This is a genomic window from Kitasatospora sp. NPDC017646 (assembly GCF_044329365.1).
Taxonomy (GTDB): Bacteria; Actinomycetota; Actinomycetes; order Streptomycetales; family Streptomycetaceae; genus Kitasatospora.
On the sequence record NZ_JBIRJC010000010.1, the window covers coordinates 18663 to 41605 of the forward strand.

The window sequence follows — 22943 nt, forward strand, 5'->3', positions numbered from 1 at the left end:
GGACGCCGTCCCGCGGACGCCATGCGAACAGAACGGGGCAGCACCCATGCAGCAGTACCAGGGATGGGCCGACGAACGCTACGGCGCCGTCGCGGACGCCTTCGCCGGCAACTTCGCCGACTTCCCCGAACTCGGAGCCGCCGTCACGGTGTTCGTCGACGGCCGCAAGGTGGTCGAGCTCTGGGGCGGCACCGCCGACCAGCGCACCGGCCGGGCCTGGAGCCAGGACACCCTGGTCCCGGTGTTCTCCTGCGCCAAGGGCGCGGTCAGCATCAGCGCCCTGCTGCTCGCCGAACGCGGCCTGCTCGACCTGGACGCCCCGATCGCCCGCTACTGGCCCGAGTTCGCCCGCCACGGCAAGCAGGCCGTCACCACCCGGATGGTCCTCGGCCACCGGGCCGGCCTCCCGGCCTTGGACGCGGTGCTCACCTTCGAGGAGATCGCCGCCTGGGAGCCGGCGGTCCGCGCGATCGAGGAGCAGCAGCCGCTCTGGGAGCCCGGGACGACCTACGAGTACCACGGCCACGTGTTCGGCTTCGCGGTCGGCGAGGTGATCCGCCGACTCACCGGCCTGACCCCGGGTGCCTTCCTGCGCAAGGAGATCACCGAACCGCTCGGCCTGCCGCTGTGGATCGGCCTGCCGGACAGCGAACTCCCGCTTCTGGCGCGGCTGGTGGAGGCCGATGGCCGCCGCCCGATGCCCGGCCCTGAGCACCTGCTCACCCGGATCGTCACCATGAACGGCGCCCTGGTCTTCCCCGGCCTGGAGGTGCCGCACGGCTGGAACGACCCGGCCCTGCACGCGATCGAGCTGCCCGGCGCGGGCGCCGTCGCCTCCGCCACCGGCCTGGCCGGCCTCTACGCGGCCGCGGCCACCGGCGTGGACGGCGCCCCCCGGCTGCTCTCGCACGACACCGTGACCGACGCGGTGCGCGAACTCTCCTCCGGCCAGGGCTTCCTGGGCTTCGACATGGGCGCCCGCTGGGGCTCCGGCCTGCTGCTGGACTCCCCCGCGTTCCGCCCGCTGCTCGGCGCGCGCAGCTTCGGCAACGACGGCGCGGGCGGCCAGTTCGCCTTCGGCGACGACGAGTTCGGCGTCGGCTTCGGCTACGTGGCCAACCGGATGATCGGCCACGGCGACGCCCGCGCCAACCGGCTGATCGAGGCGGTGCGCGGGTGCCTGGGGTGACGGACTCGACGGACTTCCTGGCCCGGCTCACCGAGTTCGTCGCCACCGGCTCCCTCGGTGAACTGCGCTACGGCGCCACCCTGCCGGAACTCGCCGCCCGCTACGGCGATCCGTGGGACGGCGGCCGCATCCACCGCAAGAAGCGCTGGCCGCACGCCTTCGGCTTCGGCGACGTGCTGACGGTGTTCTGCCGCTGCCGACAGCTCCGTTCGGTGTCCCTGCCGACCTGGCAGGGCGAACTCGAACTCCCCTTGTCCGGCGACGGGTTGCAGACGTACCGGACCAGGGTCGTCGAGTCCGAGCTGACCACCGCGCTCCTCGCGGCCGGCTGCACCTGGCAGACGGTGACGTACGAGAACCTCCCCGGCCAACGGACCCTGGAGTTCTCGCCGGCCGAGGACGTCTGGGTGGCTCTGATCCTCACCGACCGCGAGGACAGGAACGATCCGCAGCTGGCGGACTGGATGCTGTACAAGGCGATGATGTGGGGCTACGACCACGTCGACTGCCCGGGGCCGGACCCGGCCCTGCCCGACGACGGCTGGGGGGCGGCCGAACTCTGAGGAGGTGTCGGGCCGTTCCGTCCCCTGTGCGGAACGGCCCGCCACCTCCTCCGCATCACTTGAGCAGGAAGTCGTAGACCGCCTGCCGCCCGACCGGGTTGGCCGCCCGGGTCTGCACCGAGTGCGCCGCGCCCGGGACGATCACGATCTGCGGGTCGTGGGCCAGCGCCGCCTGCTGGTACAGCCACTCGTACGGGGTGGAGAGGTCCCGGTCCCCGCCGATCAGCAGCACCGGCACGTCGGGCAGCTTGCGGTGCGCCGGCGGCAGCGGCGGCACCTGCTCGCGCGGCCAGTCCTGGCAGACCAGCAGGCTGCCCAGCCCGGTCGCGGTCGCCGGGTCGTACGGCCAGGTCTCCTCGGCGGTCAGGTGCTGCCGGGTCCGCTCCAGCGCGGCCGCCCGGCCCTGGACCGGGGTGTCCGAGGAGCCCCACGGGTAGCGCCCGTCGGCGCACAGCGTGGCGGCGTGCAGGCCCTGGCTGAGCGCCTCGGCCGGGGCGGCGTCGCCCTTGTGCACCTGGTCGATGAAGGCCTGGAGCTTCTCCGGGTGTCCGCCGGCGGCTTCGTGCAGGGCTTCCGGCACCCCGCCGTAGTTGGGGTCGGTGAACTCGTAGCTGGTGAGCGCGTCCAGGATCTGCGCCCCGTCGCCGTACGTGCGGACGGTTGCGGCCAGGTCCTGGGCCGGGTCGGTGGTGCAGCCGGTGGCCTGGCAGGCGGCGCGCAGCACCCGGGCGGTGGCGGGCAGCGCGGCCAGGTCCATCGGGTCGTAACCGCCCTGCGGCACCACCGAGTCGAGCACCAGCCGCTGCACGTGCGCCGGATGGGCGAGCGCGTAGCGCTCGGCGACGAAGGTGCCGTACGAGACGCCGTCGAGGGTCAGCCGGTGGTCGCCGAGGGCCTGGCGCAGCAGGTCGATGTCGCCGACGGTGTCCGCGGTGCTGTAGAAGCGGGCGTTCGGGCCGAGGGCGGTGGCGCAGTCGGCGATGGACTGCTTGCGCGGCACGGCGAGGTCGGAGGAGCCCATGTCCTCCTGGAGGCCCGGGCACTGCAGGGCGCGCTGGCCGGTGCCGCGCTGGTCGTACATCACCAGCCGGTAGTCCTTCAGGAGCGGCTCGATCTTGCTCGCGATCCGGCGCATCAGCGGCACGCCGGGCTGACCGGGGCCGCCGGTGAGGAACAGCAGGTCGCCCTTGGGGGCGTCGGCGTTGCCTGTCATCGCCACGTCGAGCTGGAGGTTGCCGGGGGTCCGGCCGCTCCGGTCGAGCGGCACGGTGAGGGTTCCGCAGGTGAATTCGGGCGCTGCCTGGCAGGGTGCCTGGCCGGTGATCCCGCCGCCGTGCCGGTGCGCTCCGGCCGACTGGTCCGGCGCCGCGACGGCGGGAGTGGCCAGGGTGGTGCCGGCGACCACCGCGGCGGCGCCCAGCAGGGCGGCGACGCGGCCGCGCATGCTCGTCATGTTCGTCCTTCCGCTCGCGCCGCGTCCGTACTGACGCGGTCACGGAAGTAGCTTGTGCCGGGGCGACTTCGAACGCGAGCGTTCGTGCCAGGATTCGACCAGGGTCGAACGGTCGCGATCCGGAAACGCCCACGGACGGCCGACAAAACCGACACGTCCGGACACTCCGGCAGGGGGAACGACGGCATGATCCGGCTCACCATCGACTCGGCCGGGCTCGCCCGCACCCGCTTCGCGGTCTCACCGCTGCACGAGGCGGTCAACACCCTGATGGCCTCCCGGCTCAACTCCCGCACCGGCCCGTACGCCTGGGTCAGCCGCACCCGCCGGGTGCTGCGCCGGGAGAAGCTGGAACTGTTGTCGGAGCTGGCGCTGGAACAGGACGGCGGCTACATCCCCGACTTCCTCTCCCCGCACCCCACCGGCCCGGAGCCGACCGTGGCGGAGCAACTGAAGGCCGTCCGCCGCACCGACCCGGACCGGGTCCGGGCGGAGCTGGAGACGGTCCAACGCGGCATCGCCGCCTCGAACCTGGTGGGCCGTCCGGTTCCGGAGGTGGTGCTGCGCACCCTGGGGCGCGGCCCGCGCTACTTCGCCGAGCGGATCGCCGACGAGCTGGGACGGTACTGGGAGCTGGCCGTCGCGCCGTACTGGCCGGACGCCCGGACGGTGCTGGACGCCGAGATCGACCAGCGGGGGCGCTTCCTCGCCCGGCACGGTTCCGGCGCGCTGTTCAACTCCCTCGACCCGCAACTGTCCTGGTCGGACGGGCTGCTCCAGTTGGAGAGCCGATTCGAGGTGACGCTGCCCGCCCGGATGGTGCTGCTGGTGCCGACGCTGGTGAGCCGCAGGATCCACGTCATCCTGGACCCGGTCGACGGCTACCACCGGGCACCGACGCTGATGTACCCGGTCGCCCAGCCGTCCGTCGTTCCGCGGACCCCCGGCCCCGCGCTGGCCCAACTGCTCGGGCCGACCCGGGCGGACCTGCTGGCCGCGCTGGTCGACCCGGCGACCACGGCCGCGCTGGCCGCCCAGCACTTCCTGAGCGCCGGGACGGTCTCCTACCACCTGGGGGTGCTGCACCGCTCGGGCCTGGTCAGCCGGGTGCGCAGCGGGCGGGAGGTGCTGTACCGGCGGACGCCGCGCGGGGAGGAGCTGCTGGCGGGGCGCTGACCGGGGCCGCTGGCCGGGCCTGCCGGGCCCTCGGGCCAGGGCGGCGCGGGGCAGGAGGCCGGGGCTCAGAGCAGCGCGCGGAGCAGGAAGCCGGGGCTCAGACCAGGGCGCGGGGCAGGATCACCCGGACCCACTCCTCCGGCTGCGAGAGGTGCGGGGCGTGCCCGCCGCCCGTGAACAGGTGCCGTTCCGCCTTCGGCAGGGCGAGGTCGATCTGGTCCAGCACCTCGCCGAACACCGGCGCACTGTCCTCACTCTGGGTGAGCAGCGCCGGCTCGGTGAACCGGGTCAGCCCAGTGAGGTCGAGGTCCAGCGCGTCCGGGTCGCGCAGCTCGTCCAGGAAGGTCGGCGCATTGCGGACGTAGGTGTGCCGGACCGGCGCGGGCAGCTGCTCCCAGGCCCCCGGGCCGAAGGCCAGACTGTCCACGTACAGCTCGGCGGCGGCCGCGGACTCGGCCTGCTCCAGCAGCTCCCGGACGGCGGAGATCCGGTCGGCGAAGGCGGTGCCGATCGGGCGCAGGTCGGGGTCGGTGAGCAGGACGCCGCTGGCCGGCGGCTCGTGCACCGCGATGCCGCGCAACAGGTCGGGCCGGGCGGCGGCGAGACGGAGCGTGACCAGCCCGCCGTAGGAGTCACCGCAGACGAAGGCGGGTGCCAGCCCCAGCCCGTGGATCAGCCCGGCCAGGTCGGCCGCGTCCTCGAACACCGAACCCTGGGTGAGCAGGTCCTCGCTGCGGCTGTGGCCCCGGCGGTCGTAGGCGACGACGGTGGTGGACTCGGCCAGGCCCGGCAGCACCCGCGCCCAGCAGTCCGCGTCGCACCACGAGCCGTGCACCAGCACCACCCCGGGGCCGTCGCCGCGCACCTCGTAGTGCAGCGACACCCCGTTCACCCTGATCTCGGCCATCACGAGCCTCCCGAGCTCGGCGGTGCTCCCCCACCAGCCTGACACAACCGCCTGGAACGCTCAGCCCGCGCCGACCACCGCCCGCGACGGCCCGTACCAGCCCACCGCGCCCGCCACCGGCGGCGACGGCCCGTTCAGCTCAGCCCGCGCACCGGCGGCTCCTCCCCGGTGCCGTCCTCGGCGACCACCGTGAAGCGCTCCCGCCCCGCCGCCGACAGGTCCACCGGGTACAGCGAGGCGGTGTCGTTGACGTCCATCTCGCGGCTGCGGCGGCCGGTCGCCGCGTCGACCCGGGTCAGCTTGTCGCGGGTCATCGCCCACACCGAGGCGCCGTCCACCAGCACTCCCGTCACCTGGTCGTCCAGGCCGGCCGTCCACTGCTTGCTGCCGTCCGCCAGGGAGTACGCGACCAGCCGTCCGGTGGCCGTGCGGCCCGGGTGTGTGCCGCCGCTGATGCTGACGTCGCCGGGCTTCTCGCCCGGGACGATGAACAGGTCCCCGACGACCACGCCGCCGAACAGCGGCCGGGCGGTGAACTCGTCGAAGGCGTGCACCCCGCCGAGCATCACGTCGAGGTCGTACTCGTCGCCGGAGACCGGTATCGAGGCGCGCTGCTTCCCGGACCGGTCGTAACTGAGCACCGCGTGGGTGCCGCGCTCGGCCTGGGCGTCGACCCAGACCGCGAGCGGGTCGACCGACACCACCATGAGGTTCCTGAGCCCGCCGTCCACCGGCACGGCGACCCGGGTCCGCCCCTGCCCGTCCCCGGGTGCCAGCGAGCGCAGGACCGCCGACCCGTCGCCGCACTGCGCGGCCGTGACCACGTCCTGCTCCCCGCCCGCGACCTCCAGCGGCGTGCACCCGGCGTCGGGCGCGCTGCGCCACAGCTCCCGGCCGTCCGTCAGCCGTACCGCTCGCCAGCCGTCGGTGCCCTGCAGCACGGCCTCGGTGCCCGCCACGGCGACGAGGTCCGAATCGGCGGAGTCCCCGTCCCGGGCGGGGGCGTTCACGGTGGCGGTCCAGCCCGGCTTGCCGTCGGCGAGGTCCAGCGACGTCACCGCCGCGCAGGGCTTGCCGTGCGGCGAGTGCCCGACCAGGCCGATGCCACCCGCTCCGATCCCCCGGCTCATGGTGCACAGCGAGTCCTCACCCGGCGGCGTCCACTGCCAGGCGACGGATCCGCTGCCACTGCGGTACGCCACCACCCGGTCGGGGCGGACCCGCACCACCAGGTTCCCGCTGGCCCAGCTGCCGACCGCGCGGACCGTGGACGGGCGGTCCGGCGGGGCCTTCCAGGAGTCGTTGAGGCCGTCCCCGGCGAAGCACAGGAAGATCCCCAGCCCCAGCACGGTGCCGACGGCCGCCGAGGGGAGCCCGTGCCTGGGGTGGATCAGCGCCCAGACGAAGCCGGCGCCGCAGGGCAGCAGCCCGAGGATGCTGATGGCGCCCATGAAGGCGAGGCTGGTGCCGCCGAACCCGTTGGCGGGCCCGAACACCACCGCGAGGCCCAGGCTCGCGAACATGGCCCCCAGGACCCCGCCGGAGACCACCATCCAGGTCTCCTTGCTCATGGCGAAGCTTCTGGCGAACCCGGCGAACCTGGCGCGCCACCTCATCCGTGCCCGGACGACACTGTCCTCGGGCCGCTCGGCCATGCCGGTCTCTCCCCTGCGAAGCGCCGCCCCCGCAGTAGGGCGACGATCATCGGATCGTCGCAGAGCAGGGCAAGATCCTAAACAAAGAGCAGGGAAAACCCCGCCCTACCCTGCGCATGGGAGGCCCTGACCGGCCGGATCGCTAGGAATCGCGGCCCCGCCCGCGCCTGCCGGCAGCCGCCGCCCACACCTGCCCGGCCAGCAGCTCCGGAGCCAGCGCACCGTCGACCACCAGGTCGCACCGCGCCCGCAGCGGTTCGACGTGGCGCTCGCTCGTGCGCGGCCCGCCGGTGTCCGACGTAGTTCCGCAGCAGCACCGCCAGCGGGAAGTCGCCCACGACGCACTTGCGCTCGATCTTGCGCGCCAGCCGCAGGTCCGCCGGCAGGTCGACGAAGACGTCGAGGCGGTCGCAGGGCCTGCCCGGGGCGACCGTACGGGCGAACAGTCCGTCCACGACCACCACCCAACCCGGGCTCCTCACCGGTCAGTTCGCGCAGCGCGGGCAGGGCGGCGTCCAGGTCGTCCACGTACACCCGGGCCAGCGTCGCCAGCACCTTCATCTTCCGGCCTCCGTCTCCGCACGGCGCGGCCCTCGGCGGCCACCGAGAACCCTGCCCCAGCCCCACCCCGAGGACTTCGACCTCGCCGCCGTCCTCCACGCCCTCGGCGACCCGGTCCGCCTCGAACTCGTCCGCCGCCTCGCCGAGGAGAGCGAGACCACCTGCGGCCCCGAGGGCCTCACCGTCCCGCGCTCGACCCTCTCCAACCACTGGCGGATCCTCCGCGAGGCCGGCGTCGTCGCCGTCCGCACCAGCGGCAAGACCCGCCTGGTCACCCTCCGCCGGAACGAACTCGACGGCCGCCGCCCCGGCCTGCTCGACGCCGTCCTGGACGAGCTGACCGGCCGCCGGAACGGGTGACCGACCTCCCTGCGCGCACGGCCCGCCGAAACGGGCCGGGGCCACCTCCACGCCTTCGGCCGCCTGCCGTACGAACCCCTCACCGGCCACCCCGGCAGCTGCGGCCCGGCCCTCCGGTCGAACGGGTCCACGGCGGGCGGCTCAAGGCCCCGGGCGGAAACGACGACCAGGGAGGAACTCGCCCAGCGCCAGCCGGAATTGGCGAAGTCACAGGTTGGGCCCGCCCCTTGTACCACCGTGCGCGCTCACCAGACCGGATGAGCATCGGCCCACGACCGAACGTGCACGCCGGGCGGCTCGTTCTGCTGTGCGTGATCCCCGTGCCCTCCACAGCTCCCGCACGCCCCGAGCACAGCGCCGGCCCGAGGGCGCCGTGGCGGTGATCGGCCGGGCGGCGGCAGCAGTGGTCTCCCTCGCGATCCTGCTGGTCCCGGCCGCCGTCGCCCCCGGTGAGCAGCGGGCGCCGAGGGTCGGGACGGGGTGGTGGGAGGTCTCCGCGAACGCCGCCACAGTCCGGATCGACCACTTCGGCGGCGACACCGTGATCGGGCTGGCGGGCTCCGGCGACCGGGTGGAGGTCGTGGACACCTGGACCTCGCCGCTCGGCGCCCGCTGGGCCAAGGTCCTGGTCAGCCGCACCCGGGTCACCGGGTGGGTCCTGTGGTCGCTCCTGACGCACCGTGACCCCTCGCCGGAACCGTAGAATCCGCCTGTCCACCCCAGGCACCACCGACCCCCAGGAAGGACCGGCGTGTTCCGAGCGCAGCGTCCGCGCACCGCACAACTCACCCCGGGGGAGGGCGACGGCCCGGTCTCCGGCGTCGCCCTGCTGCTGCCCGGCGGATTCATCCGGAGCCGGCGCGGACCACTGCGGATCGCCGAACTCGGCCTGCAGGGGCTCGCCAACGAGCTCACCGGACGCGGCCGCCCGCACGGCCTCGCGGTACACCTGCTGCGCTACCGCTACAGCGGCTGGAACGGCGCCGACGCGGACACCGCCGTCGACACCCGCTGGGCACTCGACGAACTCGAACGCCGCTACCCCGGCGCCCCGGTGGTGCTCATCGGCAACTCGCTCGGCGGGCGGGCCGCGTTCTGGTGCGCGGGGCACCCGAACGTCGCCGGGGTCGCCGGGATCGCCCCCTGGCTGCCCAGCGGCGACCGGGTCGAACACCTCGCCGGACGCCGGGTGCTGATCGTGCACGGCACGGCCGACCGCAGCGCGGCGAGCGCCGCCCAGTCCCTGGAGTACGCGCTGCGCGCCCGGCAGGTCACGCCCGAGCTCGCGCGGTACGAGGTGCCCGGCGGCAGCCACTACCTGGTCCGGCAGAGCGCCGACGTCAACGCGCTGACCACGGACTTCACGCTCGCCGTACTGGGTGCCGGGACGGCGCCGCCGGCGACGGGGGCGGTCTGCACCCGGCTCCCCGCCCGGGCGTAGCGGGGCAGGGGGCCGGTACGCCCGCCGGCTCGTGGACCTCACTCACGCGCGCCGCGCTGGCCCTGTCGATCGGCAGGGCCAGCGCGCGTACTCGATGATCGCCCTATGCCGATCGGCACATGTGCGGAGAGGGTGTCGGCGACCAGTCTTGGAGTCACCGGGGCGGCGGCCACCGGGGCCGTCGCAGAAGGGAGTCTCCACCGTGTTCCGCACCTCCTTCCGCATTCGGGCCGCCCGTCTTGCCGCGGCCGCTCTCACCGGGGTAGCCCTCACGTCGCTCACCGGCCCCGCACCGGCCTTGGCGAAGGACTTCCACACCACGTCCGGGGCGGCCAGGGTCACGGGCTCCGCCCGGGTCCTCTACGGCATCGTGCCCGACGACGAGATCTGGTTCACCATCGACGCCGAGGGCGCACCCCACACCCGCGTCGTGCCCGGTCTGCCCAACGGCCTTCCCACCGACGCCCGGGGCACGGTCCACTTCTCCCACCGGACGGCCTCCGGGGACTTCCGCGAGTCCGACGCCACGGTGGACTGCCTCGCGGGCCCGTCGCCACCCTGTCCGCCGTGATCACCAAGTCGAACGGCCTGCCGGTCGGTCAGCGAATAGGCCTGAGCGTCTACGACGGCAACGGCCACGGCAAGGACCGCCTGGGCTTCTCCTGGGGCGTGGGCAACATGGCGCTGGACGATGACGGCAACCCCTACCAGCCCGTTGTCGGCACCTGCATGGCGCTGGCCCCCTTCGCCCCCGTCACCCGCGGCGGCTACACCGTCCACTCCGTGGACAGCGTCACCACCTGACCCAGTCGAGGCGAACCCTGCTCCTCACGCATCAGCCCAACCCCGTCCGACGTTCCTCATGAGCCCGGGAACTGATTTGGCGTCACACATGTGTTCTCCGATGCGGAGCACTCCGTACCCGTGCGATCCACCGACCTCGGAGGCCACATGCCCATCGCCCAGCCCGCCGCCCTTGCCCTCGCCGGACTGCTCCTCGCGGCTGCGTCCACGCCCGCCCTGGCCGACAGCGGGCGGCCGACCAGCGGCCTCGACAAGGCCGCCCTGAGCGCCGCCATAGCCGCCCGGCCAGGCGATCCCGCCGCGGGCGTGGTCGCCCGGGTGACGGTCGACGGGCAGACCTGGCGCGGGTCCGACGCCGACCCGGTGAGCGGGCAGCCGGTCGCGCCGAACGCCTCCTTCCGGATCGGCAGCATCAACAAGACCTTCGTGGCCGCCGTGGTGCTGCAACTCGCCGCCGAGCAGCGGATCGACCTGGACGGCACCGTCCAGCAGTACCTTCCGGGCGTCCTGCCCGACGGCACCGGCGGCAGCCCGGTATACCAGCCGATCACCGTCCGCCAACTCCTCGACCACACCAGCGGACTGCCACCGGTCGTGGAGGGGCCGGGGACCGTCCCCAACGACGAACTGATCGCCCAGCGCTTCGCCGTCGAGACCTTCGACCAGGTCGTCCAGCGCACCCTGCGGCCCGCCGGTAGCAGCCCGGACTCCTGGCCCTCGCCCGTCTTCGCGCCCGGCACCCAACAGCAGTACAACAACTTCAACTACCGTCTCGCCGGCCTGCTCATCGAACGCGTCACCGGCCACTCGCTCAAGCAGGAGGTGGCGGCCCGCATCCTCGAACCGCTGCACCTGCGGCACACCGAACTGACCGGCGGCGCACCCCTGATGCCCGAACCCCACCTGGCCGGCTACTTCCCCGACGACTCCCGCACCCCGACCGACGTCTCCGAACAGGGCGGCAACCCCGAGTCGATGCTCTCCACCCCTGCCGACCTGGACCGCTTCCTGCGCGCCCTGCTCGACGGTGAACTCCTGCCGCCGCAGCAGCTGCACGACCTGCTCACCCTTCCGCGCGACGCCTCCGGGCAGCTGATCCCCTACCACGGCTCCGACGACTGCCAGTTGGGACCGGACAAGGACAAGGCCTGCTACAGCGCCGGACTGCTGGCCATCCCCTTGCAGGACGGCACGACGGTCTGGGGCAAGACCGGGCACGACCTCGGCTACTCCGACGGAATCTTCGCCACCGCGGACCTGCGCAAGCGCCTGGTCTACTCCGTCGGCAGCGGCGGCACCCCGGCCCCGGCCCTCCGCCTGGCCGCCACTACGTTCGGACCCTTCGCGCGCTGAGGCCGGTCGCCGAGACCGAGCCCCTGACCCCGCGCACTCAACGCCCGGCCGCCGGCCCCGCGCCGGCGATCGGGCACACCCCGGCCGCCCCGCCGCGAAATCGCATTGGCGGTCCGCCACCGCTCCTGCCTATCGTCTGGGCATGACCACCCGAACCTTCCGCATCATGGTGCGCGGCGCCTTCGACGCGCTCACCGACGAGCAGCGCGCCGAACTGCTCACCGCCGCACCCGAGCACGACGTACTGCACGCCGCCTTCACCCGCGAGGGCCACCTCAGCTACGACCTCAACGCCCGCGCCGCCTTCACCTTCCGCTTCCTCGACGAGGGCGAGGCGGAGGAGGACATCTTGGAGGCCACCGAACGGGCCGAGCAGACGGCGCAGGCCTGGCTGGCCGACCGCGGTTACGGCTACAAGAACCTCCGTTCCCAGGCCGAGGACCTCTCCCAGGCGCCGCTCGGCAAGCGACAGCGCCGCGCCGCCAACACCTCCCGCTGACCGGCACCCCCCATCCCGCCACCTCCTTGACGGCTCAGCCCATGCATATACTTGAGCAGTCAAGGAGGTGGCAATGACCAACCAGCCAGACACGTCGGCCCCGACGGTCCCGACGGCCCCGACGAGCCCCACATTCGACTCCCGCCCCGACCCGCTGGACACCGCCCTTCGCCTCGTCCGCGCCCAGACCGCCGTGGTCAAGCGCTTCGACGCGGGCCTCAGCCGTCTGCACGGTGTGAGCCTGTCGGACTTCACCCTGCTGCTGCACCTCGCCCAGGCCCCCGGCGGCAGGATGCGCCGGGTGGACCTCGCCGAGGCCCTCGGCCTCACCGCCTCCGGCGTCACCCGCGGCCTCGCGCCGCTGGAACGGATCGGACTGGTGACCCGCGAGGCCGCCGCCCGCGACGCCCGGGTCGCCTACGCGGCCCTCACCCCGACCGGCCGCGAACGACTCGCCGAGATGCTGCACACAGCCCGGCAGGTGGCCGCCGACCACTTCACTCCCGACCAGTGGAGCAGCGAGGACCTCACTCAGCTGGCCTCCCTGCTCACCCGCCTCGGCGGCACCGCCCCCGAACACCGCCACATCCCGAGGCCGTGACCTGGCACCACCCCACCCCGCGCCCGTCCCGCGCCACGTCCTAGGCTGAACCCGCACCACCGGAACCAGCCACACCGCCGGCGCCACTGGCACCACCGGCACCCAGCACTCACAGCTGCGCAGCGCCGCCGACCACCAGGGCCTGACCGGACACGTCCGCACGGCCGGGCAGGGCGAACGGCCCCACCACCTCTGGCGCAGCATCCAGGAGACCCCCCGATGACCGCCTCCGACAGCACCGGCCCCGACAGCAGCGCCCCCGACCTCACCGTCCCCGACCTCACCGTCGACGGCACCGGCCTGCTCTGCGTCCAACTCCTGCTCCGCCTGCGCGCACGGATCGCCCACCTCCCGGCCGGCGCGGTGGTCCACATCCACACCACCGACCCCGCCGCCCCGCTCGACCTGCCCGCCTGGTGCCACCTGACCGGCCACGAGTACCTCGGCCCGGTCCCGTCCCCGGCTCCGGATCGCGAGGTGTACGCCCTGCGCCTCACCTCGGCCCCCGTCCAGACCCGCCCCGGCCGCCCCTGGCACCCCGCCCCCACCGAAAGCACCACCGTCGGCACCCCCGTCAGCACCGACGAGAACACGAACTGACCCCGCCCCCACCGGAAATCCCCGCGCGCTCACCGCCTCCCCGGTGAAGACTGCCCCCATGGCCACCGCAACCCACGCCCCGGAAGGCCCCCGCGCCAACCACCTCCTCGGCCACCCGCCCGACGCCCGCCTCCTGCTCCTCAACTGCGACGACCTCGGCCTGGACGAGCCCGCCAACCTGGCCGTCACCGAGGCGATCAGGCAGGGCATCGCGGCCTCCTGCAGCCTGATGGCCCCCTGTCACGCCGCCCCGCACGCACTCCGACTCCTGCGCCGCCACCCGGAGATCCCCTTCGGCGTCCACCTCACCCTGGTCTGCGAGGCGCCGCACCTGCGCTGGGGCCCGCTCGCCGCCCGCGAGCGGGTCACGCGCCGCTCCCCGCACCTGCCGGATGTGCCACGATGAGGAGAAACCGTAACGGCCGGACTCCACAGGGAGGTTGACCACCATGGATCCGATCCTCAGTTGCCGCTGGCGCGATCAGGACGGCGCGTGGGAACTGACCGTCCGTCACAACGGTTCCGAATGGGAGCTGTTCGCCGCCGCACCGCTCTGGTCGGAGTCGCTGCCCTTCGCCGGCCCGGACGAGGTCCGCCGGCTGGCCCAGGCCCTGCTCGACCTGCCCGCCGATCCGGAGCCCTACGAGTTCGAGTGGGAGCTCTCCCGGACGGAGTTCGCGCGCACCGAGAAGGAGCGCACCCACTTCGCGACCTTCGCCGTCGGACTGGACCCCACCGACGACCACCGTCCGTACCTCGCCTACCAGTCCTACCACCACCTGGGCCAGGCCACCGGCCTCGGCCTGGAGGTGATCTGCGAGGACCCTCCGGTCGACCACCTCCGCGCCCAGGCCCACGCCTTCCTCACCAACTGCCCGGGCCCGCCGCCCCGGTGGCCGTAGGACAGGCCCAGGGCAGGCTCAGGGCCTGTCCTGGGCAGCCCCGGGACAGGCCCTGGCCCAGGACGGCCGACCACCCGGCCCCTCAGCCGACGGCCCGCACCGCCCAGTCCATCACCTCTGCCGAACCCTCCGGCGCGGGCCAGCCGTTGACCACCGCCAGCTGCACCAGATAGCGGTCGCGCCGGGGGTCCGCCATCGCCTCCAACCGCTGCGCCAACCGGGCGCGCACCGACCCGTCCACCTCGGCCGCACCCACCAGCCCGGCGTACCGCTCCAGCAGCACCTCGGCCACCCGCGCCCCCTGCGCCGACCCCGGCGCCACCCCGGCCGCAACCGCCGGACCGGCCACTTCCCGCACCAGCACGGCCAGGCCGGGGCGAGGAACGGATCCCGTACCGGCCGCCGCGGCCTCCCCCGCCTCGTCGGCCGCCAGCCCGCGCAGCAGCTCCCGGAATCCGACGTCCCCGGCCAGCAGCGCCAACTCCACCCAGGCCTCGACCTGTTCGCCCGACGGCTGCTCCGGCAGCTCCGGCGTCAGCGACCGGGCCAACCCTCCGGAACGAACCTCCCGGGAAGCATCCGAGCCGAACACCTCGGCCAGGAACTCCCCGACCAGGCGCCCCCGTTCGTCCTCCGTCAACCGGGCCAAGCGGTGCACGAGCGTCAACTCCTCTGCGGTGGCCCCGCGCGCGGCCACCGTCCGCAACACCGCCTGCCGCAGCCGCAGGACCCGGATCCGGACGTCGAGCGCCGCGGCGTGCGCCGCGGCGACCTCGGACAGCCCGTGCTCGCGCTCCAGCACCTGCCGGACCTCCGGCAGTCCGAGCCCGAGCTCGCGCAGGGTGCGCACCAGATCCAGGCGGGCGACGGCGTCCGCGTCGTACTGCCGGTGGCCGGCCGGGTTGCGGTCGGCAGGCGTCACGATCCCCTCGTCCGAGTAGAACCGGACGGTCTTCACCGTCAGCCCGGTCCGCCGGGCCAGCTCGCCGATGGTGAGGAGCGGACCGGTCGTGAGGAGCGCATCGCCGTTCATGCCCACCACCCTGCCGCCTCCCCCTACAGGAGGCGCAAGCCTGCCCTCGGGGCGCGGGCCGACCCCAGCAGGCCCCGATCGGCCCCAGTCACTCAGGCGGTGCGCCGCAGCAGCGCCAGGTACATCGCGTCCGTCCCGTGCAGGTGCGGCCACAGCTGGACGTCCGGTCCGTCCCCGAGCGCCGGCACGCCGGGCAGCAGGGGACGCGCGTCGATCCACTCCACCCGGCCGCCCTCACCGCGCAGCACGTCGTCGACGACCGCCCGGGTCTCGGCGAGGTGCGGCGAGCAGGTCGCGTAGCCGACCACGCCGCCGACCCGGGTGGCCTCGATCGCCGAGCGCAGCAGGTCCCGCTGGAGCGGGCCGAAGGCCGCCACATCGGCCGGCCGACGGCGCCAGCGCGCCTCCGGACGGCGCCGCAGCGCGCCCAGACCGGAGCACGGCACGTCGACCAGGACCCGGTCGAAGCCGCCGGAGCGCCAGGCCGGGCGGGTCCCGTCGGCCGCGATCACCGTGTACGGGCCGGGGTTGCCCTCCAGCGCCCGCGCCACGAGCCGCGCCCGGTGCGGCTGCTTCTCGCTCGCGACCAGCCCCGCGCCCCGCTCTGCGGCCAGCGCGCCGAGCAGCGCGGCCTTGCCGCCCGGTCCGGCGCAGCCGTCCAGCCAGAGCCGGTCCGGGCCCTCCAGCGGCGCCGCGGCCAGCGCCAGCGCGACGAGCTGGCTGCCCTCGTCCTGCACGCCCGCCCGGTTCTCCCGCACGGCGGTCAGCGCGCCCGGGTCACCGCCCTCGGCGAGCCGCAGCGCGAACGGGGACCAGCGCCCGGGCGTGGCCTCGGGCAGGGCGTCGGCCAGCTCGCCGACGGTGGCCCGGCCGGGGCGGGCGACCAGGGTGACCTCGGGCCGCTCGTTGTCGGCCCGCAGCAGCTCCTCCATCGCGGTGCGCCCGGACGCGTCCGGCTGCCAGCGGCCGAGCGAGTCCCAGAGCGCGGAGACCACCCAGCGCGGGTGGGAGTGCACGACCGCCAGGTGGTCCTCGGCGTCCTTGTCGTACGGCGGGGCGACCCGCTCGATCCAGCCGTCCAGGTCGTGGGCGCTGATCCGGCGCAGCACGGCGTTGACGAACTTGGCCTTGCCGTCGCCGAGCACCACCCGGGCCAGCTCGACGGTCGCCGAGACGGCCGCGTGGCTGGGGATGCGGGTGGTGAGCAGCTGGTGGGCGCCGAGCGAGAGCACGTCCAGCACCGGCGGGTCGACCTTGCTCAGCGGCCGGTCGATGCAGGCCGCGATGATCGCGTCGTAGGTGCCCTGCAAGCGCAGGGTGCCGTAGACGAGTTCGGTGGCGAGGGCGGCGTCGCGCCGGTCCATGCCCTTCTGCTCGGCCTCGCGCAGCAGGGACGGCAGGATCAGGTTGGCGTACGCGTCGCGCTCGTCGACGGCGCGCAGGGCCCGGAACGCGACGATCCGGGCCGGGTCCTTCTTCGGCCGGCGGTGCGGACGGGGAGCGCGCTTGGCCCCGGAGGTGCCGGGGTTGCCGGAGGTGCCGGGGGAACTGGGGGTGCTCACAAGTGCCTCAAAGTGCTGCGATGGTTATCGGAAGATCTCGAACGAACAGTAACGCCAAACCCGACGGTCAGCGCCCTCGGGCGGCGCCCAGGCCCCGGACAGGGCCCGAGCCCCGGCAGCGCCCAGGCCCCGCCGGGCGGCGCTCAGGCCCCGAAGCGCTCCCCCGTCTCCAGCCGCGCGCCGCGCGCCCAGTCGGCCGCCCGCATCTCCTTCTTCCCCTGCGGACGCACCTCGCCCAGCTCGATGTCGTGGCTCCCGGTGCCGACCCGCACGCTGTTCTTGCCGACCATCGCGACCTCGCCCGGCGCCAGTTCGGCGCTGTCCGGCAGCAGCTTGACCGGCCCGGTGACCTTCAGCCGCTCGCCCCGGAACTCCGTCCACGCGCCCGGCGCCGGAGCGCAGCCGCGCACCACCCGGTCGATCCGCAGCGCCGGGTGGTTCCACTCGATCCGCGCGTCCTCGACGTTGATCTTCGGTGCGAGGGTGACGCCTTCGGCCGGCTGCGGCACGGCGTGCAGCGAGCCGTCCTCGATGCCGTCCATGGTGGCCGCGAGCAGCCGGGCGCCCGAGAGCGAGAGCCGGGTGAGCAGTTCACCGCTGGTGTCGCTCGGGCGGATCTCCTCGGTGATCACGCCGTAGACCGGGCCGGAGTCCAGGCCCTGCTCGATCAGGAAGGTGGACGCGCCGGTCACCTCGTCGCCGGCCAGCACCGCGTGCTGGACCGGGGCCGCGCCGCGCCAGGCGGGCAGCAGCGAGAAGTGCAGGTTGACCCAGCCGTGCTCGGGGATCTCCAGGGTGCCGGGACGCAGCAACGCGCCGTAGGCGACCACCGGGCAGCAGTCGGGGGCGAGTTCGGTGAGCCGGGCGACGAAGTCCGGGTCGCTGGGCTTCGCGGGCTTGAGGACCTCGATCCCGGCCTCCTCGGCGCGCTGGGCGACGGGGCTGGCGACCAGCTTGCGCCCGCGCCCGGCGGGGGCGTCGGGGCGGGTGACCACCGCGACGACCTCGTGCCGGTCGGAGGCGATCAGCGCGTCCAGGGCGCGAACGGCGACCTCGGGGGTGCCGGCGAAGACGAGACGCATCAAGTGCCTTTCTGCGAACGAACCTGCGAACGAACCTGCACAACGAACCTGTACAACGAATCCGCACGACGGATCCGCGGACGAAGAGCCGTGGACGACGGACTCAGCGCGCCGCGCCGAAGGTGCTGTGCGGCGACACCTTCACGACCGGCGCCGGCCCGGCGCCCCAGTCGCGCTCCCGGATCGCCCTCAGCGCGGCCTTGCGCTGCTCCCGGTCGAGCCGGTCGATGAAGATGATGCCGTCCAGGTGGTCGGTCTCGTGCTGGATGCACCGGGCGAGCAGCTGGGTGCCCTCCAGCGTGACCGGATCCCCGTACATGTTGAAGCCCTTGGCGACCACGCCGTAGGCGCGCCTGGTGTCGTAGCGCAGTCCGGGCAACGAGAGACAGCCCTCCGGGCCCTCCTGCTCGTCCTCGCTGAGCGACAGGTCGGGGTTGATCAGGTGCCCGGTGACGCCGTCCACGTGGTATGTGAACACCCTCAGCGAGACGCCGAGTTGGGGCGCGGCGAGACCGGCGCCGGGGGCGTCGAGCATGGTGTCGGTGAGGTCGCTGACCAGGTTGCGCAGTTCCTTGTCGAAGGTGGTCACCGGCTGGGCGGTGGCCCGCAGGACGGGGTCTCCGAAGAGACGGATCGGCTGGATCGCCACGGGGTACGGGCTCCTGTCCGCGAGGGCACGGGCTTTCGGGCAACGACTGGTTCACCGCAAGTCTATGCAACGCGCCCGGGCGCTCCGACGGACCGTCCTCCCACGCCCGCACCGGCTGCTGACGACGCCCGCACCGGCTTCCGGCGACGCCCGCACCGGCTTCGGACAGCGCCCGCACCGGCTTCTGTCATATCCCGAGTCGCCGAGCGGCGTTACCCCGGCCCCCGATTCGGCGTTGGTCAAGAGAGATTGACCAGGGCCGGGCGCACGGGACACCGCGCCCCGGCCGAGCTGAACCGTACGGAAGGTGGCGCGTAGGCCATGGCCGAGCAGATCAACCACGACGCCCGGGCGCGGGCGAGCCTGCACCTGCTGGTGCGGGACATCGAGCGGGTGAGGCGCCAGGTCGATGCGCTGCGGACGCTCACCGCCCAGCTGGGCAACGTCTACCGACCGCGCCGCCCGAGCACCTCGGCCGGCTTCGTGGTGTACGGACGAGCGCCCGCGCCGACCGTGCGCCTGGCGCAGGAGCTGCGGGAGAGCGTGGAGACCCTGGTGGCGGCGGCGGTCGAGTTCGACCGGGCGCTGGGCTTCTCCTGGGACTCGGTGGGTTCCGCCCTCGGCGTCACCAAGCAGGCCGTGCACCGCCGCTACGGCATGCGCCGCCCGACCAGCGAACTCCTCGCCGCCAGCGGCGCCGTCCCGGGCCCCAGCCGCCCGGACCGCTCCGAGGAACTCCCCGCCCCCACCGAACGCAGCGGCCTGGCCACCACCGTCCCCGCGGCCCGCCAGGGTGGCCTGGACCGCACCGCCCTGGAGCGCAACGCGCTCGAACGCACCCCGGTCGACCGCCCCGGCATCGACCGCCCCGGCATCGAGCGCAGCAGCATCGACCGCCCCGGCATCGAGCGCAGCAGCATCGACCGCACCGCCCTCGACCGCGGCGCCGCCGACCGCCCCCAGCCCGACCGCACCGGCATCCCCCTCCGCGGCTGACCACCCCCGCCACAACCGGGCCGTCCCGGGGCGGGGTGGCCCACTCACCCCGCCCCCGCCGGCCTCAGCCGGTGCCCGCCACCCTCTGCCGATGCCGCCACCTCAGCCGGTGCCCGCCACCCTCTGCCGATGCCGCCACCTCAGCCGATGTCCGTCGGATCCACCCGCACCCGCACCGCCTCCGCCGTCCGCAACGCGATCCGCGCGATCTGCGCCGCCTTGAGCGCCGCCGCCAGCGCCGCCCCCTGCCCGGGCGCCACCCGCAGCAGCGCCCGCTCCTGCTCCTCGCCCCGCAGCGCGGGCACCGGCACCGGCCCGAGCACGTCCGCACCCTCCGGCAGCCGGATCAGGTTCAGCAGGTCGGCGACGGCCGCCGGACTGCCGCTCACCGAGGCCATCCGCGACACCGGCGGGAAGTGCAGCTGCGCCCGCTCGTCCCGTTCCAGCCCGGCGTGCCCCAGCGGGTCCCAGCGCACCAACGCCTGAACCGGCCGGGCCGACGGCTCGGCCACCACGACCACCGTCCCGCCCTCCCCGGACGGCCGGGACAGCGCGGCGGCCGCCAGCCAGAGCCGCAGCGTCTCCTCCCCGGCCCGCAGGTCGGGCCGGCTCAACAGCGCCCAGCCGTCCAGCAGCAGCACGGCCCCGTACCCGGAGCCGCCCTCGACCACCGGTTCCGCGCCCGGGGTGGAGATCACCAGCGAGGGTTCGTCCGGCACGGTGTCCAGCACGGCGTCCCGTCCCGAAGTCCGCACCGGGATCCGCGGGAAGGCCTTGCCGAGTTCCTCAGCCGTGCGCCGGGCGCCGACCACCTGCGCCCGCAGCCGGAAGGAGCCGCACTCGGGGCAGTGCCAGTCGTTCTCCGCCTCCCCGCACCAGCCGCACCGCAGCGGAGCGTCCGCCGAGGGCGCCTCCAGCGGCCCTTCGCAGCGCCGGCAGCGGGCGGGGGTGCGGCAGCGCCCGCAGGCCAGCCGGGGCACGTAGCCGCGCCGCGGGACCTGGATGAGCACCGGGTGCCCGGCCGCCAGCGACTCCCGGGCGGCCTCCCAGGCCACCGAGGGCAGCCGGGCGGCCTGGGCGGCGGCGTCCCGGTGCTGGTCCTGGTCGGTGACGGTGCGCACCCTGGGGGCGACCTGCCGGACCGTCTCCCGGTCGGCGACCAGCGCCCGCGCCCAGCCGGTGCTGACCAGCTGCGCGCCCTCCACGGTCACCGCGTGCCCGCCGAGCAGCACCGCCGCGCCCTCCTCGGCGGCCCGCAGCAGCGCGACCTCGCGCACGTGCGGGTGCGGGGCGCGCGGGTCGCTGTGGCTGCCGTCGCCGTCGGACCAGACCACGACCAGCCCGAGGTCGCGCACCGGCGCGAACATGGTGGCCCTGGTCCCGATCGCGGCGTGCACCGAGCCGCGGCTGACCGCGAGCCAGCGCCGGTAGCGCTCGCGCGGGCCGAGGTCCGCCTCCAGCGCCACGTGCATCCCGGGCCCGAGCAGTTCCGTCAGCGCCTGGTCCACCCGGGCCACCGACCGCCGGTCGGGCAGCACGACCAGCGCGCCGCGCCCGCCCGCGAGCGTCGCCGCGACGGCCCGGGCGATCTCGTACGGCCAGCCGGGCCCGGGCAGCGCCGCCCACACCGCGCGCGGCGAGCCGCCATCGGCCAGCGCGGCGAGGAAGTCCGGTCCGGCCGGGTAGCGCTGCCACCCGCCGGGCGTCGGGAGCTGGGGGCGCGGCAGCGGCGGCGGCGAGGGCTCGGCCTCGGCCTTGGCGTGCCGGGGCGGAACGGCCAGTTGCAGCACGTCGGCCAGCGTCCCGGCGTACCGGTCGGCGACGGTGCGGCACAGCCGCAGCAGTTGCGGGGAGAGCACCGGCTCGGGCGAGAGCACCTGGGCGAGCGGGGCGAGCGGGCCCGCGAAGTCGCTCTTCTCCAGCCGGGCGACGATGAACCCGTCGTGCAGTTCCCCGCCCTCGCGCTGGCCCTTGACCACCCGCGCCCCGAACCGCACCCGTACCCGGGCCCCGGGCCGGGCCTCCTCGGCCATGGCGGCCGGCACCTCGTAGTCGAAGAGCTTGTCGATGGTGAGCACGCCCTTGTCCACCACGACCCGGGCCACCGGCAGGTGCTCGGCCCGCTTGGCCCCGCGCCACGTCCGCGGCTTCGCCCGCTTGACCGTCTCCCGGATGAACGCCAGCTGCTCCGGCTCGGCGGCCCCGTTCTCCCCTGTGCTGCTCATCGCTCCCCAGTAGTACCAGGTCACACCGACACGGCGCACAAAGCGGAGCGGCGCCCGCCCCTGGAAACAGGGGCGGGCGCCGCTCCGGCAGCTTCGGACGTCAGTCCTGGACGGCAGCCTTCAGCTGGTCCACCCGGTCGGTACGCTCCCAGGTGAAGTCCGGCAGCTCACGGCCGAAGTGGCCGTAGGCGGCGGTCTGGGAGTAGATCGGACGCAGCAGGTCCAGGTCGCGGATGATCGCGGCCGGACGCAGGTCGAAGACCTCGGAGACGGCCTTCTGGATGGCGAGGACCGGCACGGTCTCGGTGCCGAAGGTCTCCACGAACAGGCCGACCGGCTCGGCCTTGCCGATCGCGTACGCGACCTGCACCTCGGCGCGGTTGGCGAGGCCGGCGGCGACGATGTTCTTCGCCACCCAGCGCATCGCGTACGCGGCCGAGCGGTCCACCTTGGACGGGTCCTTGCCCGAGAAGGCGCCGCCACCGTGGCGGGCCATGCCGCCGTAGGTGTCGATGATGATCTTGCGACCGGTGAGGCCGGCGTCGCCCATCGGGCCGCCGATCTCGAAGCGGCCGGTCGGGTTGACCAGCAGGCGGTAGCCCTCGGTGGTCAGCTTGATGCCCTGCTCGGCCAGCGCCTTCAGCTCCGGCTCCACGACGAACTCGCGGATGTCCGGGGTGAGCAGCGACTCCAGGTCGATGTCGCTGGCGTGCTGGGTGGAGACGACCACGGTGTCGAGGCGGACGGCCTTGTCGCCGTCGTACTCGATGGTGACCTGGGTCTTGCCGTCGGGGCGCAGGTACGGGATGGTCCCGTTCTTGCGGACCTCCGTGAGGCGGCGGGAGAGGCGGTGCGCCAGGGTGATCGGCAGCGGCATCAGCTCGGGCGTCTCGTCGGACGCGTAGCCGAACATCAGGCCCTGGTCGCCGGCACCCTGCTTGTCCAGATCGTCTGCGTCGTCCCCTTGGGCGGACCCCTCGACCCGGGCCTCGTACGCCGTGTCGACGCCCTGCGCGATGTCGGGCGACTGGGCACCGATGGACACCGACACGCCACAGGAGGCGCCGTCGAAGCCCTTCTTGGAGCTGTCGTAACCGATCTCCAGGATCTTGTCCCGGACGAGCTGCGCGATCGGCGCGTACGCCTTGGTGGTCACCTCGCCGGCCACGTGCACCTGGCCGGTCGTGATGAGCGTCTCCACGGCGACCCGGGAGGTCGGGTCCTCCCGCAGGAGAGCGTCAAGGATGGTGTCGCTGATCTGGTCAGCGATCTTGTCGGGGTGTCCCTCGGTCACGGACTCCGAGGTGAACAGGCGGCGAGACACAGCGCTCC

The 22943-nt window shown here is 74.2% G+C and carries 23 protein-coding genes and 1 pseudogene; 15 read left to right on the plus strand and 9 right to left on the minus strand.

Annotated elements, in window-relative coordinates:
* Positions 1-46: 46 nt before the first annotated feature.
* Positions 47-1189: a serine hydrolase domain-containing protein gene (locus ACH4J0_RS17580; RefSeq protein ID WP_396240996.1), complete on the plus strand. Its 1143-nt coding sequence runs from the start codon at positions 47-49 to the stop codon at positions 1187-1189.
* Complete coding sequence (locus tag ACH4J0_RS17585; RefSeq protein ID WP_396240998.1) at positions 1186-1752, plus strand: hypothetical protein; 567 nt, start codon at positions 1186-1188, stop codon at positions 1750-1752. Before ACH4J0_RS17580 ends, ACH4J0_RS17585 begins: the two co-directional genes overlap by 4 nt.
* Before the next feature lie 55 nt (positions 1753-1807).
* Here the strand turns inward: ACH4J0_RS17585 and ACH4J0_RS17590 are convergent, their stop codons facing one another.
* Entirely contained in the window at positions 1808-3205 is a 1398-nt protein-coding gene (locus ACH4J0_RS17590) for an alpha/beta fold hydrolase (protein WP_396241000.1), read from the minus strand.
* Between the two features lie 186 nt (positions 3206-3391).
* Between ACH4J0_RS17590 and ACH4J0_RS17595 the strand changes: the two genes are divergently transcribed.
* Positions 3392-4381, plus strand: a complete 990-nt coding sequence (locus ACH4J0_RS17595; RefSeq protein ID WP_396241002.1) for a helix-turn-helix domain-containing protein — start codon at positions 3392-3394, stop codon at positions 4379-4381.
* A gap of 97 nt (positions 4382-4478) precedes the next feature.
* Here the strand turns inward: ACH4J0_RS17595 and ACH4J0_RS17600 are convergent, their stop codons facing one another.
* Together ACH4J0_RS17600 and ACH4J0_RS17605 are read right to left on the minus strand one after the other, a co-directional pair.
* Positions 4479-5288, minus strand: coding sequence for an alpha/beta fold hydrolase (locus tag ACH4J0_RS17600; RefSeq protein ID WP_396241004.1), 810 nt, complete (start codon positions 5286-5288; stop codon positions 4479-4481).
* Positions 5289-5422: 134 nt separating this feature from the next.
* Positions 5423-6859: a PQQ-binding-like beta-propeller repeat protein gene (locus ACH4J0_RS17605; protein WP_396241006.1), complete on the minus strand. Its 1437-nt coding sequence runs from the start codon at positions 6857-6859 to the stop codon at positions 5423-5425.
* A gap of 441 nt (positions 6860-7300) precedes the next feature.
* Between ACH4J0_RS17605 and ACH4J0_RS17610 the strand changes: the two genes are divergently transcribed.
* The 11 genes from ACH4J0_RS17610 (at position 7301) to ACH4J0_RS17660 (ending at position 14064) form a co-directional block, all read left to right on the plus strand.
* The gene (locus ACH4J0_RS17610) at positions 7301-7864 is read left to right on the plus strand and encodes an ArsR/SmtB family transcription factor (RefSeq protein WP_396241008.1); all 564 of its coding nucleotides are present in this window, start codon (positions 7301-7303) and stop codon (positions 7862-7864) included.
* A gap of 307 nt (positions 7865-8171) precedes the next feature.
* Entirely contained in the window at positions 8172-8567 is a 396-nt protein-coding gene (locus ACH4J0_RS17615) for a hypothetical protein (RefSeq protein ID WP_396241010.1), read from the plus strand.
* 48 nt (positions 8568-8615) lie between these two features.
* On the plus strand, positions 8616-9305 hold the full coding sequence (locus ACH4J0_RS17620) for an alpha/beta hydrolase (protein ID WP_396241012.1): 690 nt from the start codon (positions 8616-8618) through the stop codon (positions 9303-9305).
* A 202-nt stretch (positions 9306-9507) separates the two neighbouring features.
* A complete protein-coding gene (locus ACH4J0_RS17625; protein ID WP_396241014.1) occupies positions 9508-9876 on the plus strand; it encodes a hypothetical protein in 369 nt (122 codons plus the stop codon).
* The gene (locus ACH4J0_RS17630; protein ID WP_396241016.1) at positions 9873-10109 is read left to right on the plus strand and encodes a hypothetical protein; all 237 of its coding nucleotides are present in this window, start codon (positions 9873-9875) and stop codon (positions 10107-10109) included. Before ACH4J0_RS17625 ends, ACH4J0_RS17630 begins: the two co-directional genes overlap by 4 nt.
* Positions 10110-10256: 147 nt before the next feature.
* Positions 10257-11462 (plus strand): serine hydrolase domain-containing protein, encoded by a 1206-nt coding sequence (locus tag ACH4J0_RS17635; RefSeq protein WP_396241018.1) that lies wholly within the window; start codon positions 10257-10259, stop codon positions 11460-11462.
* 142 nt (positions 11463-11604) lie between these two features.
* Positions 11605-11961, plus strand: coding sequence for a DUF6204 family protein (locus ACH4J0_RS17640; protein WP_396241020.1), 357 nt, complete (start codon positions 11605-11607; stop codon positions 11959-11961).
* A gap of 73 nt (positions 11962-12034) precedes the next feature.
* Positions 12035-12562 carry a MarR family winged helix-turn-helix transcriptional regulator gene (locus tag ACH4J0_RS17645; RefSeq protein WP_396241022.1) on the plus strand — a complete coding sequence of 176 codons (528 nt, stop codon included), beginning with the start codon at positions 12035-12037 and terminating at the stop codon, positions 12560-12562.
* 219 nt (positions 12563-12781) lie between these two features.
* Positions 12782-13162: a sulfurtransferase TusA family protein gene (locus ACH4J0_RS17650; protein WP_396241024.1), complete on the plus strand. Its 381-nt coding sequence runs from the start codon at positions 12782-12784 to the stop codon at positions 13160-13162.
* Between the two features lie 58 nt (positions 13163-13220).
* Entirely contained in the window at positions 13221-13568 is a 348-nt protein-coding gene (locus ACH4J0_RS17655) for a ChbG/HpnK family deacetylase (protein WP_396241026.1), read from the plus strand.
* Between the two features lie 43 nt (positions 13569-13611).
* Positions 13612-14064, plus strand: coding sequence for a hypothetical protein (locus ACH4J0_RS17660; protein WP_396241028.1), 453 nt, complete (start codon positions 13612-13614; stop codon positions 14062-14064).
* 82 nt (positions 14065-14146) lie between these two features.
* On the opposite strand, the gene ACH4J0_RS17665 is transcribed toward ACH4J0_RS17660, so the two are convergent.
* The 4 genes from ACH4J0_RS17665 to def all read right to left on the minus strand — a co-directional run bounded on the left by ACH4J0_RS17665 (position 14147) and on the right by def (position 18390).
* Entirely contained in the window at positions 14147-15097 is a 951-nt protein-coding gene (locus ACH4J0_RS17665) for a MerR family transcriptional regulator (RefSeq protein ID WP_396241030.1), read from the minus strand.
* 92 nt (positions 15098-15189) lie between these two features.
* Positions 15190-16659: an RsmB/NOP family class I SAM-dependent RNA methyltransferase gene (locus tag ACH4J0_RS17670; RefSeq protein WP_396241032.1), complete on the minus strand. Its 1470-nt coding sequence runs from the start codon at positions 16657-16659 to the stop codon at positions 15190-15192.
* 143 nt (positions 16660-16802) lie between these two features.
* Positions 16803-17741, minus strand: coding sequence for a methionyl-tRNA formyltransferase (fmt, locus tag ACH4J0_RS17675; RefSeq protein ID WP_396241034.1), 939 nt, complete (start codon positions 17739-17741; stop codon positions 16803-16805).
* A gap of 103 nt (positions 17742-17844) precedes the next feature.
* Positions 17845-18390, minus strand: a complete 546-nt coding sequence (gene def / locus ACH4J0_RS17680) for a peptide deformylase (RefSeq protein WP_396241036.1) — start codon at positions 18388-18390, stop codon at positions 17845-17847.
* A 321-nt stretch (positions 18391-18711) separates the two neighbouring features.
* Between def and ACH4J0_RS17685 the strand changes: the two are divergent.
* A pseudogene (locus tag ACH4J0_RS17685) lies at positions 18712-19248 on the plus strand (hypothetical protein); the annotation flags it as partial.
* Positions 19249-19526: 278 nt separating this feature from the next.
* On the opposite strand, the gene ACH4J0_RS17690 reads toward ACH4J0_RS17685, so the two are convergent.
* Positions 19527-21611, minus strand: a complete 2085-nt coding sequence (locus tag ACH4J0_RS17690) for a primosomal protein N' (RefSeq protein WP_396241038.1) — start codon at positions 21609-21611, stop codon at positions 19527-19529.
* Between the two features lie 100 nt (positions 21612-21711).
* The gene (gene metK, locus ACH4J0_RS17695) at positions 21712-22935 is read right to left on the minus strand and encodes a methionine adenosyltransferase (RefSeq protein ID WP_396241040.1); all 1224 of its coding nucleotides are present in this window, start codon (positions 22933-22935) and stop codon (positions 21712-21714) included.
* Positions 22936-22943 lie beyond the last annotated feature (8 nt).

What these genes read in the sequence shown, in the direction of transcription:
- ACH4J0_RS17580 (WP_396240996.1), top strand. Translation starts at nt 47, where the DNA reads ATGCAGCAGTACCAGGGATGGGCCGACGAACGCTACGGCGCCGTCGCG.
- ACH4J0_RS17590 (WP_396241000.1), bottom strand. Translation starts at nt 3,205, where the DNA reads ATGACGAGCATGCGCGGCCGCGTCGCCGCCCTGCTGGGCGCCGCCGCG.
- ACH4J0_RS17595 (WP_396241002.1), top strand. Translation starts at nt 3,392, where the DNA reads ATGATCCGGCTCACCATCGACTCGGCCGGGCTCGCCCGCACCCGCTTC.
- ACH4J0_RS17600 (WP_396241004.1), bottom strand. Translation starts at nt 5,288, where the DNA reads ATGGCCGAGATCAGGGTGAACGGGGTGTCGCTGCACTACGAGGTGCGC.
- ACH4J0_RS17640 (WP_396241020.1), top strand. Translation starts at nt 11,605, where the DNA reads ATGACCACCCGAACCTTCCGCATCATGGTGCGCGGCGCCTTCGACGCG.
- ACH4J0_RS17665 (WP_396241030.1), bottom strand. Translation starts at nt 15,097, where the DNA reads ATGAACGGCGATGCGCTCCTCACGACCGGTCCGCTCCTCACCATCGGC.
- fmt (WP_396241034.1), bottom strand. Translation starts at nt 17,741, where the DNA reads ATGCGTCTCGTCTTCGCCGGCACCCCCGAGGTCGCCGTTCGCGCCCTG.
- ACH4J0_RS17655 (WP_396241026.1), top strand. Translation starts at nt 13,221, where the DNA reads ATGGCCACCGCAACCCACGCCCCGGAAGGCCCCCGCGCCAACCACCTC.
- ACH4J0_RS17690 (WP_396241038.1), bottom strand. Translation starts at nt 21,611, where the DNA reads ATGAGCAGCACAGGGGAGAACGGGGCCGCCGAGCCGGAGCAGCTGGCG.
- ACH4J0_RS17605 (WP_396241006.1), bottom strand. Translation starts at nt 6,859, where the DNA reads ATGAGCAAGGAGACCTGGATGGTGGTCTCCGGCGGGGTCCTGGGGGCC.
- ACH4J0_RS17635 (WP_396241018.1), top strand. Translation starts at nt 10,257, where the DNA reads ATGCCCATCGCCCAGCCCGCCGCCCTTGCCCTCGCCGGACTGCTCCTC.
- ACH4J0_RS17660 (WP_396241028.1), top strand. Translation starts at nt 13,612, where the DNA reads ATGGATCCGATCCTCAGTTGCCGCTGGCGCGATCAGGACGGCGCGTGG.
- ACH4J0_RS17650 (WP_396241024.1), top strand. Translation starts at nt 12,782, where the DNA reads ATGACCGCCTCCGACAGCACCGGCCCCGACAGCAGCGCCCCCGACCTC.
- ACH4J0_RS17645 (WP_396241022.1), top strand. Translation starts at nt 12,035, where the DNA reads ATGACCAACCAGCCAGACACGTCGGCCCCGACGGTCCCGACGGCCCCG.